At 32.9% G+C, this 15,980-nt stretch carries 11 protein-coding genes; 4 read left to right on the top strand and 7 right to left on the bottom strand.

All coding sequences use genetic code 11. From position 1 onward, the window contains the following. The coding region (locus tag IEV63_RS06560) for a T9SS type B sorting domain-containing protein (protein ID WP_188405397.1) at nt 1-391 on the top strand (391 nt) is incomplete at its 5' end. 238 nt (nt 392-629) lie between these two features. On the opposite strand, the gene IEV63_RS06555 is transcribed toward IEV63_RS06560, so the two are convergent. The 6 genes from IEV63_RS06555 to IEV63_RS06530 all read right to left on the bottom strand — a co-directional run bounded on the left by IEV63_RS06555 (nt 630) and on the right by IEV63_RS06530 (nt 8,071). Beyond that, nucleotides 630-4,274: an ABC transporter permease/M1 family aminopeptidase gene (locus tag IEV63_RS06555; RefSeq protein WP_188405985.1), complete on the bottom strand. Its 3,645-nt coding sequence runs from the start codon at nt 4,272-4,274 to the stop codon at nt 630-632. A 3-nt stretch (nt 4,275-4,277) separates the two neighbouring features. After that, entirely contained in the window at nt 4,278-5,174 is an 897-nt protein-coding gene (locus IEV63_RS06550; RefSeq protein WP_229737201.1) for an ABC transporter ATP-binding protein, read from the bottom strand. 64 nt (nt 5,175-5,238) lie between these two features. Next, nucleotides 5,239-5,826: a Maf family nucleotide pyrophosphatase gene (locus tag IEV63_RS06545; RefSeq protein WP_188405984.1), complete on the bottom strand. Its 588-nt coding sequence runs from the start codon at nt 5,824-5,826 to the stop codon at nt 5,239-5,241. A 76-nt stretch (nt 5,827-5,902) separates the two neighbouring features. After that, nucleotides 5,903-6,802 carry a UbiA family prenyltransferase gene (locus IEV63_RS06540; protein ID WP_229737200.1) on the bottom strand — a complete coding sequence of 300 codons (900 nt, stop codon included), beginning with the start codon at nt 6,800-6,802 and terminating at the stop codon, nt 5,903-5,905. Nucleotides 6,803-6,819: 17 nt separating this feature from the next. Next, complete coding sequence (locus IEV63_RS06535) at nt 6,820-7,326, bottom strand: KdsC family phosphatase (RefSeq protein ID WP_188405982.1); 507 nt, start codon at nt 7,324-7,326, stop codon at nt 6,820-6,822. After that, a complete protein-coding gene (locus IEV63_RS06530; RefSeq protein ID WP_188405981.1) occupies nt 7,310-8,071 on the bottom strand; it encodes a Rossmann-like and DUF2520 domain-containing protein in 762 nt (253 codons plus the stop codon). The genes IEV63_RS06535 and IEV63_RS06530 overlap by 17 nt, the downstream gene beginning before the upstream one ends. Nucleotides 8,072-8,312: 241 nt before the next feature. Here IEV63_RS06530 and IEV63_RS06525 point away from each other — a divergent pair, with 241 nt between their 5' ends. Together IEV63_RS06525 and IEV63_RS06520 are read left to right on the top strand one after the other, a co-directional pair. Then, nucleotides 8,313-11,543: a cytochrome c biogenesis protein CcsA gene (locus tag IEV63_RS06525; RefSeq protein WP_229737199.1), complete on the top strand. Its 3,231-nt coding sequence runs from the start codon at nt 8,313-8,315 to the stop codon at nt 11,541-11,543. Between the two features lie 157 nt (nt 11,544-11,700). Continuing rightward, nucleotides 11,701-14,142 carry a TonB-dependent receptor gene (locus tag IEV63_RS06520; protein WP_188405980.1) on the top strand — a complete coding sequence of 814 codons (2,442 nt, stop codon included), beginning with the start codon at nt 11,701-11,703 and terminating at the stop codon, nt 14,140-14,142. Nucleotides 14,143-14,247: 105 nt separating this feature from the next. Here the strand turns inward: IEV63_RS06520 and IEV63_RS06515 are convergent, their stop codons facing one another. Beyond that, nucleotides 14,248-14,421 carry a hypothetical protein gene (locus IEV63_RS06515; RefSeq protein WP_188405979.1) on the bottom strand — a complete coding sequence of 58 codons (174 nt, stop codon included), beginning with the start codon at nt 14,419-14,421 and terminating at the stop codon, nt 14,248-14,250. A gap of 149 nt (nt 14,422-14,570) precedes the next feature. Here IEV63_RS06515 and fumC point away from each other — a divergent pair, with 149 nt between their 5' ends. Further along, a complete protein-coding gene (gene fumC / locus IEV63_RS06510; protein WP_188405978.1) occupies nt 14,571-15,971 on the top strand; it encodes a class II fumarate hydratase in 1,401 nt (466 codons plus the stop codon). The last annotated feature ends 9 nt before the right edge of the window (nt 15,972-15,980 follow it).

Here is a 15,980-nt window from a genome sequence, read left to right as displayed (position 1 = left end):
GAGCAGTTTAGCAGAAGGAGAAGTAAGCATCATCTTCAGTAATTTAGAAGCTGGGGTTCGCCAAGTACGCGGGAGAGATGTAGGGGGTTGTGGCGAAGTTATTGTAGAAGTATCCTTAATCGATTACCCACAATTCTTCACCCCCAACGAAGATGGTTATAACGATAGATGGAATATTATTGGTATAGCCAATCAAAACAACGCGAAAATTTACATTTTTGATCGTTACGGAAAGCTGCTAAAACAACTCAGTCCAAGTAGCCCAGGATGGGATGGCACGTACAACGGTAAAGTAATGCCAGCAAACGATTACTGGTTTAGCGTAGAATACGAAGAACCATCAACCGGAAAGAGACAAGAGTTTAAGGCTAATTTTACGTTGAAGCGGTAGAGAAAGTCCATGTAAAACGGGTTTGAACAACCTGTAAACATTCCCTAGGAATTGTCACTCCGTGCGGCGACACGGAGTCTTATCCTTATGAAAAAGCAAAGCAAGTCCGGTTTAGCATTTTGGGTCAAATTCATGAGATTCCGCATCAAGTGCGGAATGACAGTTTTGATTGTCACCCCGTGCTGCGATACGGTGTCTTATTGCTATGAAAACTTAAACCAATTGACGTTGATGAAAACTATAAACTTCTTCGATTATCATTCGAATTTCGATCGATTAATTTATTCAGTGGATCGATACCTACTCTAGTTGGCTTTTGGTCTACTTCAATCTCAAAAGCATTGTTAATTTCTTCAATTTTATGCTTTTTCAAATAAATGAGTTTTTCTTCTTTTTTACCATCGATTTCATTTTCAGTGTAAATGCCTACATCAATATAATCAGCTAAAAATAAAGATTCAACTTCTTCACCGTTTATTTCTTCAGTTAAAGTTGTACCGTACATTTCATCATATACTGTATTTCCTTTTTCGTCACTACGGTATTTAGCAACTTGCGCAGTAAATTTTACTTTATGTTTGTTGTTATCTACAGTTTCTAATTCAGCTTTTATAATTTTATTGTCGTAAAGGGTAATGGTTTCAAATAAATCTGTGATTAAATACTGAAGCGAATCTGGCGTGCGTGTTTTTAAATGTTCGGTAAACTCAATAGCCGTTGTGTAAGGTGGTTCTTGAAAAGCTACTTGATCTATGTATGAACTCAAAGCTGCGTTAAAGTTCTTTTCGCCTAAATAGTCACTCATGGCATACATTACCATCGAACCTTTGTTGTAATGAATATATTGTTGATTTTCATTTAAAATAAGTGGTAATTCCACTTGGCTTTCAAACTTTCTGCCACTTAAGTATTTGTCTAAAGCATCTTTTAGAAAGCGTCTCATTTTTTCTGCACCAAACGCACTTTCGAGTACTCTTAACGAACTGTATTCAGATAAACTTTCGGACATGACGGTTGCTCCACGTACATTTGCCCCAATTACTTGGTGCGCCCACCATTGATGAGCTACTTCGTGAGCAGTAACACTAAATGGATAATCTACTCCTTCGTCTTCATCATTTACATCAGCAATAAATCCAATGGATTCAGAAAAAGGGACGGTATTAGCAAATGCTTGGGCAAAGGTTCCAAAAACGCTTGGAAACTCTATAATTCTTAATTGTTTAAATTGATAAGGACTAAAATTTTCTTCATAATATGCTAGGCCCTTTTTAGCTCCCTTTAGCATACGTTCTAGGTTATAATCATGCCCTTTATGATAAAAAATCTGTAATTTAATTCCGTTAAAATTTTCTTCAACAACTTCATATTCAGCCGACATAAAATTGTAGAAATTTAAAATTTTATCGTCCATTTTATAGTGAAAATATCTTCTTCCATCTTCTTCCCACTCTTTTTGCAAGTAACCTGGTGCGATGGCAACTTGGTTTGGAGAAGTGCTAACTGTAGTTTCAAAATCAATCCAATCTGCATCGTTAGCTATATAAGTATTTTTCAAATTAGTACTATCTAATGGAGATTTCATTCGATCTTTTGGTGGTAAATTATATTTTTCACGTACTATATTATTTTTTAACTCTGCATTTTCATTGTAGCCAATACTTGGGAAAGTACTGTTATTTATGAAAGTGCCATTGGCAATTACAGGTGAGTTATTTCGCAACCACGTATTGGGTTTATTTTTCATATTGAAATTAAATTCAATTGATTCTCCCGGCTGTAAAGCTTCATTTAATTGAATAATATGATAATTGTAAATGCTATCTTTTAAAACCACTTGATGCTTTTTGTTGAAGCTATATTCTATTGGTCTATCATTGAGGTTTAGATGAATAGAATCGATGGCTTTATTGGTTTTGTTCATTAAATTATAAAGACCATTAACTTCAAAATCTCTTGTTTCGGGAAACAAATCTAAGTTGATTTTAGAAGCTACGATTCGAGGTTGTGTAATACTTGCAAATTGCCCATAAGTTCTTTCATATTCAACAGTTCGTAATTCTCTTTCTTTTCCTGAAAGTCGTTCATTTTGAATATTATTTACATAGTATATGTAGCTGCCAATACCTAAAAAACCAATTAAACTTAGAGATAAAATAATTTGATTAACAGCTGTAAATCGTTTTCCAGCCTGGTTAAAACGTTCTTGAATAGAAGCGTAAATTCCCCGTCTATAAAACAATAAAGCTAAGATGTATAAGGCAATACCGAATAAACCCCAGTATAATTTATACATAAAAAAACGCGTAAGTCCACTTCCGTAGCCATTCATATCTGAGTAACTAACACTGCTAATTTCGTTGAAATTAAAAATGGCTTGTTCTATACCAAAGCTAGAAAAGAAGCCTAAAAAAATTGTAAGCGCAATTAAGCTAACAAATCCTACTATATAATTTTTAATAAGGCTGTGAAAAAAGAAAGCTAAAAAAGTGTAAATAATCCAATTCCAGATGTTAATAACATAAAAATCAAACAGGTAAAGTCCAATTTCAAAATTATAAAAGCCTTTAGTTGCTTGAAAACTGATGCCAATACTAATTAATATCGCATATAAAATAAAAATCATGAATATAATGGCAAGAAATTTTGCCAATAGCATTACCCAACTCGAAATTGGAGTAGCATCAAGTAGTTGATCCATATAGCTTATTCTCCCACGGTGAAGCAACATGCCAGAGAATAAAAATATAAGAATCATTAAAAACAAAGAAAGTCCACCATTTGCTAACAAAATTACATTTCGCGTTACTGGTAAAGTATCTGTTCCTTGTATGGGCATTCCTACTTCTAAAACTAGCCATGTAATTAATATGGCCACTACAGCAATTGAAATAAAAGCCCAGTTTTTTAAGATGTATTTCAATTCGATAAATGTGTGTTTCCAAGCTGTTTGTAATTGACTTACAAAAGAAAAATCTACTTGAAAAGATGGCATAGGAATACGAGAGTTAACACCAAAATTTTGTTTAGTAATTCGGTTTCCCTTCTTCTTAAAGAAATTGAAACTTACTGCCTGTTGATGAAATTTAAATAAACTAAATATTAAAGTGAAAATAACAGAGCTGATTCCAAGCCATAATAGGCGGTTGTATAAAACATAGTTTTTTAAGGGTATTAATTTTGAGTTTTCTTCAGCAACCGTCCAGTATTCTGTTTCTAAACTAACAGCAGACATTCCCGTTGGGTCTAATAAAGCCGCAATGTTTTTGGTATCTAAATCCTGCATATAAGAATTTGCTAAACTTTGAATAACAATTAAAATTACCACTGTAATGAAGCCTACAAAAATATTTCTTGAGAAAGTAACCACCCCAAAAACAATAGCTCCAAAAAACAATAAATTAGGAATTACTATCACTAAAAAGGGCTGTAAGTAATTTAAAAACTGAAAATCGAGTAATAATTCTTGGTTAGCACCTGGTAGTTGTGTGCCGCTCCAAATTCCGAGCATACAAAAAACAATAACTACCAATACCATAAAAAAACTGCTTATAAATTTTCCGAATAAATAAGAAAATTTGGTAAACGGATAAGCAAAAATCACCTGATACATTTCGTATTTATAATCTTTATGTATAGATGTTCCTACAATCGATGGTAACAAAAAGTACACTAATAAAGCCATTGCAGCTAATAAGCCAGTAATACCTTTTGCTGAATTAATTTTGCTAATTCCAGTTACTGTAACTGTAGAATCGTCAAAAACGCCAACGGCAGAAGCCATGATAAACATAGAAATAACTGCCATGATGATGGCATAGGTATATAATAATGGACTTTTTAGCCAATATTTTAATTCGAATGAAACTATTTTACTTAACATAGCTTACGAATTTATAGTTTGTTGTTCGTCTTCTTTTAAATGCACAAAATATACGTCGGCCAAATCTGCTTCTGCTTGTTTAAAAATGGCATCTGGCATTTGTTCAGCAAAAACCCGGACGTTTAAGGTATTGTCTTGGTTATAATTACTCGAAATTACATTGTATTTGTTAGCTAATTCATCTTCACCATCACGGTCAGTAATGGTAGTCCAAATTTTACCTTGAATATTTTCAACTGCTTCTTTAGGCGACATTTTACTCAAAATCTTTCCACCATTTAAAATAGCCATGTCTGTACACAATTCTTTTACATCATCTACAATATGTGTAGATAAAATAACAATATGATTGGTACCTATTTCACGTAATACATTCAAAAAACGATGTCTTTCTGCAGGATCTAAACCAGCAGTAGGCTCATCTACAATAATTAATTTTGGATTGTTTAATAACAATTGTGCAATACCAAAACGCTGTTTCATACCACCAGAATATCCAGCGACATGTTTGTTTTTTACTTCGGTAAGATTTGTTACAGCTAAAGCATAAGCTACAATTTCTTGACGCTCTTTTTTGTTGGTAATTCCTTTTAATTCTGCAAAATAATTCAGTAAAGCTTCGGCAGACATTTTTGGATACACCCCAAATTGCTGTGGTAAATACCCTAAAACTTTTCGCAAACGCATTTTTTCTTCTAAAACATTAATATCTCCTAAGTGAATTTCACCTGAATCTGGTTTTTGAAGCGTAGCGATGGTTCGCATTAAAGTTGATTTTCCTGCACCGTTAGGGCCTAAAAGACCAAACATTCCAGCATTTATTTCAATAGAAATATCATCTAAAGCTTTTACTCCGTTAGCGTATGTTTTTGATAAGTTTTTAAGTTGTAACTGAATCATTGTTGCATATTTAAGTTACCAAGTAAGTATGCAAAATCTTTAATTTGTTACATTTTTGCTAGAATTACTTTTTTGCTATTGCTAACAATGCATCATATAGCAAATGAACAGGTAAGCCCATAACGGTGTAAAATGAACCACGAATAGAAGTAATTCCTATTTTTCCAATCCATTCTTGAATTCCGTAAGCACCAGCTTTATCAAATGGTTGAAAATGCTCGATATAAAACTCAATTTCATTAGATGTTAGTTCTCTAAAACTAACATCTACTCTGTCGTTTTTAATAATTTGTTTTTTAGATGAAGTTACACCAATTGAAGAAATAACTTGATGCGTTTTACCCGATAAACTTTTTAGCATGTTAAATGCTTCATCCTTATTTGCGGGTTTGTTCAAAGCTTTTTTGTTATTCCATACAATGGTGTCGCCAGTAATAATTACTTCGTTTTCGCTTAATTTCCGAAACGCATCCGCTTTTAATTTTACTAAAAAATCTGTAATTTCTTCTTGTTGAAGCTGTTTTGGGAAAGCTTCGTCTACAGGATATACTTCGGTTGTAAATTGAAGCAACAATTCTTCGAGTAAAGCTTTCCTTCTTGGTGAGCTTGAAGCTAAAATAATTTGTAAGTGCGATAGTTTTTGTTGAAGCATTATATTTTAATTTTCTAAATAATTGATAAATAAAGACTTTTTAAAAACGGCTTATTTGGTTTTGACTTTGACTATTTCAATAAAAGGCAAAACTAATTAAGCCTAAAAACATCCAAAATTTTAATAAGGTACTTACATTTTTAAAATTCCTTTTTCTTTTTGCATTTCCTGCTTTTACAAAAACTAGGATTCCTGTAGAAATTAGACCAAAAAAGATGTATAACATAGGCGCCAATTGGCCTGAAAAAAATCTAAAATATACCCCAAGCAGTCCAATTAAACAGAAAAACACGATGACTTGTACTAGTTGTTGTGTGCGTTTTTTACCAATAAGTATTGGGCAAGTTGTATGTCTTGCAGAAAAATCGCCAATAATGTCTTCTGCATCTTTAGCTAATTCTCTTGCAAAATTAATGAAAGTAGCAAATAATGAGTAGCTTAAAAATAACTGAAAAACAGAATCCTGAATTGAATAAACTTCGTACTGAACACTTATAATCCAAGGAAGTAAAATACTTAACCCAATTAATGTACTTACCAATAAATTACCAATTAAAAAACTGCCTTTTAAGTATTTTGAATATAAATATAAAGCAATAAACACAAAGCAATAAATACCGCCAGCTATATAATTATTGAAGATGAAAGATAAGTATAAACCCAAAATTAATCCTAATAATGAAAGTATTACATATAAAAAAATACTATTTTTTTTACCGAGAATTTTGTAGTTAGTGTAATGTCTCGATTTGTTAATTAAATCTGTTTGTTGGTCAAAATGCGCATTGATTAAGTTTCCGCCTGCAGCTATCAAGCAAATACTACCAACTAAAATAATTAGTTTCCAAGTTTCGAACTTAAAAGCTGGTATAAAAGTAGGTAGAAAAAATACAATGATTAAAATTTGTACAAGCGCTAACATTAATAAGTTAGGTAGCCGAATTAAATTTATAAAGGCGCGTATACGGGTTTGCACAAGTAAGTTTAATTAAATTAAATGGCCCATTTTCCTTGCGTTTTTAAAACTTGCTCAATTAAGTCGCGTACACAGCCTTCGCCACCATTTTTATGTGAGATATATTTGGCTAAGCGCTTAACTTCAGGCACAGCATTTTGTGGACAAGTAGGCAACAAAACTTCTTTCATAGGATAGACATCTGGAATATCATCGCCCATATAAGCAACTTCACTTCTAGAAATTCCATAAATATCTAGGTATTCGTCTAAAACTTCTACTTTGTCGTTAATTCCTAAATATACATCGGTTATGCCAAGGGTTTTTAAGCGTTCACGAACTCCTTCGTTGGTGCCGCCAGAAATAATACATAAGCTGTACCCTCTGCTTAGTGCGTATTTCATAGCAAAACCATCTTTTACATTCATGCTTCTTAACAATGTTCCTTGGTCGGAAATTAATAATTTACCACTGGTTAAAACACCATCTACATCAAATATGAAGCATTTAATTTTTTCTAATAATTCTTTATAATTTTGTTCCATGTTTTTTAGCTATCGAATTTGTAAGTTGTTGGTAAATATCCTTAAAATTAGTTTTTTCTAGTTGGGTTAAGTGTCTAGTTATGGTTTTTTGGTCGTGACGTAAGGCTGGACCAGTCTGCGCTTCAACTGGAGATAGAGTTTTAATTTTATTTGCAGTTTCTTCAATTAAAGCCTCTAAAATTTCAAAAGGAATTTGATGTTGTTTGCAAATTTCTTCACCAATTACATATAAATGATTTACAAAATTACACACAAAAACAGCACTTAAATGTAACTCTTGCCGTTGTTCTGTAGAAATAGAATATACATTTGGCGAAATACTCTTAGCCATTTTTTCAAGTGTTGTAAACGTTTTTTTTTGGTTTGCTTCCAAACAAATAGGAATTGTCTTATAATTTAATAGTTTGTTTTTACTAAAAGTTTGCAAGGGATAAAAAACTGCATCGTTTTGCTTTGTATTAAGTAATTGCAAACTTCCTGAAGTATGTGCAACTATTTTGTTTGCAAATGGAATTTGTTGAACTACATTTGCTACCACATCGTCTTTTACACTAACAATATAAACATCTGCTTTTTTTAATAGTTTGAAGTTGCTTATAAACTCTACACCAATTTCTTTTTGCTCATTAGCTTCAACTTCACTTCGGTTATAAATTTGAAGCAAGTCGATTTCGTTAGCCAATTTACATGCTTTTGCAAGGTGAAAGCCTACATTTCCGAAACCAATTATTACAGTTTTTATCATTTTAAAAAAGCTTCAACTAAAGCGTAAAAGTAAACAATACCTTCTAAAAGCAAATAGACTTTTCAAAAAGGCTTTTTAAAAACTTCAATTTTAAACCTAAATAGAATTAAGACGTTCGTATTGGTCGTAGCTTCAACTTCATTTTTTTATCATTTACTTAACTTATATCGAATTCTAAATCGGTTAAATAGCTCTATTTTTCTTAGTATATTAAGTATCTTTGCATTTCAAATTTCTATTGATGATTCAGCAAAAAATTAAAGATATATTATTTTCGACTCGCCTAATGGCAATGCTTTTTATAATCTATGCGTTAGCTATGGCAATAGGTACATTTGTAGAAAATTCTTACTCAACCGCAACTGCTAAATATTATATTTACGATGCATGGTGGTTTGAAGTTATTATGGTGTTTTTTGTAATTAATTTTATAGGAAATATTTTTAGATATAAATTAATAAGTCAAAAAAAGTGGACAACTTTAGTTCTGCACTTGTCCTTTATTTTAATTCTTACGGGTGCCTGGATTACACGTTATATTGGTTACGAAGGAGTTATGCCTATTCGTGAAGGAGAAGTTGCCAATACCATGCTAACTGAAAAGACTTTTTTAACAACATACATCGATGGAAAAATTGAAGGCGAATTGCTTCGGAAAAAAGAAAATTTTCCGCTATTACTTGCTCCAGGTTTAAATAATAACAAACGCATAGAAACAAGCTTTGATAAAACTGCTATACAAATTGAAGTTGTAAGCTTTTTTGAAGCAGCCCAAGAGCAACTCGTTCCTACAACAGATGGAGAGAATTACCTTAAAATGGTTGAAACTGGTTCAACCGGACAACGTCAAGACCGTTACTTACGAGAAGGAGAGTTGGCCAATATAAGCAATATGCTATTTGCTTTTAATAAATACACCGATGGGGCTGTAAATATTACAGGAACCAATAAAACAGGATTTACTATAGAATCACCATTCGATGGTCGATACATGCGGATGGCAGACCAAAAAAAAGGTGATCTAGTAGCCGATTCTGTTCAAGAATTGCAGTTACGTTCTTTGTATAATATTGGTGGTATGCAGATTGTATTTCCAGATCCAGTAGTACGAGGTGAATATAGCGTAGGTGAGCCAGAAATGAAAAAACCCAATATGCCACAAGGCGTTATTTTTAAAGTTTCGGCAAATAATGAAACTAAACAAGTTGGTGTTTTAGGAGGAAAAGGATTTCTTGAAGATATGAAAAAAATAGAAGTGGGTGGTTTCGATATTTATCTGCGTTACGGAAGCAAGGAATACGAATTGCCTTTTTCTATAAAATTAAACGATTTTATTGCTGAAAAACATCCAGGAACAGAAGATCGAGCTAATCCTAGTTACGCATCTTTTATGAGTAAAGTTAACGTAATTGATGGGAGCGAATCTTATCCTTATGATATTTATATGAATCATGTTTTAGACCATAAAGGCTATCGTTTTTTTCAAGCATCTTTTGATGCCGATGAAGGCGGAACAATTTTAAGTGTAAACCACGATTGGTGGGGAACTTGGATTACATACATTGGTTACTTTTTATTGTATTTTGGATTAATGGCTATTCTTTTCGATCGTAATTCGCGATTTGGTGAGCTTAGGAAAAAATTAGATAAGGTAAAAAGCAAAAAAATAAAACTCGCAAGTTTCTTTATCTTGTTTTTTGGTTTGCAATTTGGACTTAAAGCTCAACAAATTGAAAATGTAGATCAAGATGAATTACCCGAAACAACTTCGCAAGCGGTAAACAAAGCTCCACAAATAGACCAACAAACTTTAGATTCAATTATTCAGTCTAAAGCTGTTAGCAAAGCGCACGCTAAACGTTTTGGAGAACTTATTATTCAAGATGCGAATGGACGGATGAAACCAGTAAATACTTATTCTTCTGAATTGCTTAGAAAATTGAGTAAAAAAGATGAATATGCAGGCTTAAATAGCGACCAAGCTTTTATATCTATGATTGAAAATCCTATGCGTTGGTTTCCTGCACCCATTATTTATTTGAAACCCAAAAACGATAGTTTACATAACTTATTAGGAATAGATCGTGGAAAAAAATATGTTTCCATTACTGATTTTTTTGATGAAAACAATGAGTATAAACTTGCTCCATTTCTTAGAGATGCTTATTCTGCTGCAGTGCCTAATCAATTTCAAAAAGATTTTATCGAAGCAGATCAACGAGTAAATTTATTATACGATGCGCTACAAGGCGATGTTTTGCGAGTTTTTCCAATTCCTAACCACCCTGCTAATCGTTGGGTTTCTATTCCAGAAATTCGCGAAGCAGAAGACGAAGTTTTTTTTGTAGGACCAGATTCTACAATTGTGCATAAAGTATTTCCATTATACATGAGCACGCTTCAAAATGCAATTGAAACCAATAATTACGAACAGCCCAACGAATTACTCGCTATCTTAGATGGGTTTCAAAAAAAACATGGTAAACAAGTAATGCCTTCAGAAACCAAAGTGAAAGCAGAAATATTGTATAATAAAGTCGATATTTTTAACGCTTTATTCCAAGCCTACTTATATGTGGGCTTATTAATGGTAATTTTTGTTATTATCCAAATTTTCAAAGATTCTAAGTTTGCATCTGTTGTTATTAAATTTACAAAAATTGTATTTGTTGCTTCTATACTATTACATACTGCTGGTTTAGCCTTACGTTGGTACATTTCTGGTCATGCACCTTGGAGCGATGCCTACGAGAGCATGATTTACGTGGCATGGGCAACAGCTGCTATGGGATTAGCTTTTGGTAGAAAAAGCGATTTAACTATGGGGTCAACTGCTTTTGTAACAGGAATTATTTTAATGGTTGCGCATTGGAATTGGATGGATCCATCCATTTCTAACCTTCAGCCTGTATTAGATTCGTATTGGCTAATGATTCATGTAGCTGTAATTGTTGGTAGTTATGGACCATTTGCTTTAGGAATGATTATTGGTTTGGCAGCTCTAATTTTAATGTTGTTTACCAATAAAGACAACATTAAAAAAATGAAGTTGAATATTCAAGAGCTTTCTTATATAAACGAATTAGCACTAACCGTAGGTTTAGTAATGTTGACTATTGGTAACTTTTTAGGTGGACAATGGGCAAATGAAAGCTGGGGTAGATATTGGGGTTGGGACCCAAAAGAAACTTGGGCTTTGATTAGTATTTTTGTATATGCTTTTGTTATTCATATGCGATTAGTTCCTGGACTGCGTGGTTTTTGGGCTTTTAATTGGGCTTCGATTTTAGCTTTTGGTTCAATTTTAATGACGTATTTTGGAGTTAATTTCTATTTATCTGGTCTACATTCGTATGCTAGTGGAGACCAAATAATTAGTTATAAATTTATTTTAGGAAGTTTAGCAGCTTGGTTCATTCTTGGTTATTTTTCCAAAAGAAAATTTAATAAATTTTATGCTAAATCAAAATAATAAAAATTTTTATTTACTTGATATACAATGATTTAATTATTTTTATTTGTTAGTCTCTAATATTTCTGAGCTTCATTAACTCAATATTAACTACACCCCATTAAACGCAGCTTTCTTTTTAAAGTCAAACTACCGTAAAAACACATAAACAAAAACTGTGAAATATTTTATTGGACTCTTTCTATGCTTATTAGTAAGCATATCTTACGCACAAGAATATGAAATTAAAGGAAAAGTTATAGACGATCAAGGCATTCCCTTAGAAATGGCTTCCGTTAAAGTAATACCAACCAACAATCCTGAAGATGTAAAAGGTAGCGTAACCGATTTTGATGGAAATTTTTCAATTAAAGTAGACAGTGGAACCTACCATATTGAAGTCGAATTTATTTCTTTTGAAACCAAAAAGATTAACAATAAATCCATAAATAAGGATACAAATTTAGGAACAATTAGTCTTCAATTTGCTCAGCAAGAATTAGATGAAGTAAATGTTGTTTATGAAACTACACAAGTAGATGTTCGGCTTGATAAGAAAATTTATAATGTAGGAAAAGACCTAACTACTGCTGGTGGAACAGTTAGTGAAGCATTAGCTAATGTGCCATCGGTAACGGTAGATGTAGATGGTGCAATAAGCTTACGAGGAAACGCAAATGTACGTATCTTAATTAATGGTAAACCTTCTTCGGTAGCAGGCTTTGGTGATCAAGATGTTTTTCAGCAATTACCAGCAGATGCAATAGAATCTGTAGAAGTTATTACAAGCCCATCGGCCCGTTATGATGCAGAAGGCTCTGGTGGAATTATCAATATTATTTTAAAAAGAGAAAAGACATTAGGAATTAATGGTTCTTTTCGTGGAACAATTGGAGATCCAAGAAATACAGGAGCTTATACCAATATTAACCTACGTACAGATAAATTTAATATATTTAATAATTTAGGATATACCGATAGAAAAGGCCCTGGTAATGCATTCTACGATAATCAATATCCTGGAAATCCAAATTTCGATAGAATTATTGAAAATAGAAAATACGATAGAAGCGGTGAAAATTTCAATATGAATACTGGTGTTGAATATTTTTTTGATGAAACTTCTTCTTTAACTGCAAGTTTTTTTATGCGCTTAGGAGACGACTTAGACCGAACACGAAACAGAACAACTCGCTTTTTAAATCAAACAGAAAATAGTACGACACTCCGAACTGAAGAAGAAGCTGAAGATGATAAACGCTTTCAATATGCTCTTAACTACGAAAAACGATTCGATCCAGATAACCGAGACCATAAATTAACGGCAGATTTTCAGTATTCTAATAAAGATGAAACTAAAGACAATCGGATTTTTGAAGATATTATTTCTCCATCTACAGACTTTGTTGCTAGACAAAATGTGTTTGAAACAGAAGACGAAAAAAGCTTTTTAATACAGGCTGATTATGTCCTTCCTATCGGAGAAACTCAGTTTGAAGCTGGTTTTCGTGGGGATTACTCAGACGCTAAGCAAGGCTTTTTAGTTAATAGAAAATTAGCAGAAGATGCTCCTTTTACACTCAACGACTCGTTATCTAGTACATTCAATTTTCAACAAAACATCACGGCGGTTTACTCACAATATGGTGATAAATTAGGAGATAAGTTTTCTTTTTTGTTAGGTCTTCGTTTTGAACAAACTCAATTAAAAGGTGAAACGATTCCTGTTAATGAAGAAAATTTCGATCAGAACTTTAATTTTGATAAAACCTTTAATGGTTTGTTTCCAACGGTAAATTTAATTTATGAAATAGGAGAAGAAGAAAATATATCATTAGGCTATAACCGAAGAATTAATCGACCTAGAAGCTGGTTTTTAAATCCTTTCCCTTCTCAATCCAGTAGAACTAATATCTTTCAAGGAAATCCAGATTTAGACCCTGCATTTGCTAATGCATTCGATTTAGGTTATTTAAAACAATGGGAACAAATAACCTTAACAGGTTCGGTCTACTACCAAAGAGAAACAGAATCTTTTGAACGTGTTCAGCGTGATACAGGAAGAGATACAGCAGAAGATGGTATTGATATTATTGAAAACATTCCTATAAATTTATCTACCGAAGAACGGTATGGTGCAGAACTTGGTCTGTTGTATAATCCAGCAAAATGGTTGAGAACTAACTTGAGCTTCAATTATTTCAGATTTGAAAGTGACGGAGAGTTTGAAGGTATTGAATACGGCGCAACTAACGAATCCTATTTCGGTAGATTTAGCGCCAACGTAATCTTACCTTGGGATATTCAATGGCAAACCAATGCCTTTTATCGTGGACCAAGAGAAAATGCCCAAACTAAAACAGACCCAATTGCATCTTTAGATTTAGCATTTAGTAAAGATATTTTAAACGAAAAAGCTACCATTTCACTAAACGTTAGAGACTTATTTAATTCTAGAGTGCGAGATCAATTTACAGTTACTCCAAACTTTATTTCAGATAGTGAATTTCAATGGAGAGAACGCCAAGTAACTTTAACTTTTGTATACCGTTTTAATCAACCAAAAGACAAGCGAAGAGGTTCTGGTGGTGGCGGTTATGATGATGATGATGGTTACTAATAAAATAATTAAGAAATACCCAACAAAAAAAACCTAAGTTTTAAAACTTAGGTTTTTTTATGATATTAATAGTTTACCTAAAGTAAATGCAGTTTCTAAAAATACTTATTCAGTTTCCTGTTTCTTTTTCTTAGCTTCTTTTAGCTCTTTAAGACGCTCTATTAAAGCACCACCAATCCAATATGGAATAATAGCAGTTAAAAATATTAACAACCAAAAACCTATGGTTAATATGGTTAAAAATGCAAGAAAACCTAAATATTGATTAATATCGAACATAATGCTTTAATTTATATTGCAAATATAGTACATCAACTAAAAATCACATGCATTTTCAAATAGAAATTATCAACTTTTTTTAATGCACTAAACACTATTAAACAGTAACATATTTTCTTAAATTTGTTGAAGTTATAAAATCAAATTACATGGAATATAGAATAGAAAAAGATACTATAGGAGAAGTTAAAGTTCCAGCAGAAAAACTTTGGGGAGCACAAACCGAACGCTCTAGAAATAATTTTAAAATCGGTCCAGCCGCGTCCATGCCTTTCGAAATTATTGAAGGTTTTGCGTACTTAAAAAAAGCTGCTGCGTTTACCAATGCAGAGCTAGGTGTTTTAGCTAAAGAAAAAAGAGATTTAATCGCACAAGTTTGCGATGAAATTTTAGAAGGAAAACACAACGATCAATTTCCGTTAGTAATTTGGCAAACAGGATCGGGCACGCAAAGTAATATGAATGTGAACGAAGTAGTAGCTAACCGAGCCCATCAAATTCAAGGAAATAAATTAGGAGAAGGAACACGCAGTGTTTCGCCAAACGATGATGTAAACAAATCGCAATCTTCTAACGATACTTTTCCAACTGGAATGCATATTGCAGCCTATAAAAAAATTGTTGAAGTAACTATTCCTGGTATTCAACAGTTAAGAGATACATTACATAAAAAAGCAGAAGCCTTTAAAGATGTTGTTAAAATTGGTAGAACACATTTTATGGATGCTACCCCTTTAACCATAGGCCAAGAATTTAGTGGCTATGTTTCGCAATTGGATCATGGTTTAAAAGCCTTAAAAAACACATTACCCCATTTACAAGAATTAGCTTTAGGCGGTACTGCAGTTGGTACAGGTTTAAACACACCCGATAATTATGCCCAGAAAGTAGCTGAATATATTGCTAAATTTACAGGATTACCATTTGTTTCTGCTGAAAATAAGTTTGAAGCCTTAGCAGCACATGATGCATTTGTTGAAACACACGGAGCTCTTAAACAATTAGCAGTTTCTTTGAATAAAATTGCTAATGATATACGCATGCTTTCTTCAGGCCCAAGAAGTGGTATCGGAGAGTTAATCATACCTGCTAACGAACCAGGCTCATCCATTATGCCAGGTAAAGTAAACCCAACGCAGTGTGAAGCTTTAACCATGGTTTGCGCGCAAGTAATGGGTAATGATGTGGCTATTAGCGTTGGTGGAATGCAAGGTCAATTTGAATTGAATGTTTTTAAACCAGTAATGGCTTCTAATTTGCTGGCTTCAGCTCAATTATTAGGTGATGCTTGTGTTTCATTCGATGTAAACTGTGCAAAAGGAATAGAGCCCAACCAAGAACGAATTGATGAGTTGTTGAGAAATTCATTGATGTTGGTTACTGCCTTAAATACTAAAATAGGCTATTATAAAGCAGCTGAAATTGCCAACGCAGCCCATCAAAACGGAACAACTTTAAAAGAAGAAGCAGTACGTTTAGGTCACACCACCGAAAAAGAATTTGACGAGTGGGTAAAACCTGAAGAAATGACGGGAAGAAAATTAATATAAAATACTATT

The organism is Psychroflexus salis, from assembly GCF_014640175.1.
GTDB classification, from domain to species: Bacteria; Bacteroidota; Bacteroidia; order Flavobacteriales; family Flavobacteriaceae; genus Psychroflexus; species Psychroflexus salis.
Note: the sequence above shows the minus strand (reverse complement) of the source record. Positions and strands in the feature narration are given on the sequence as shown.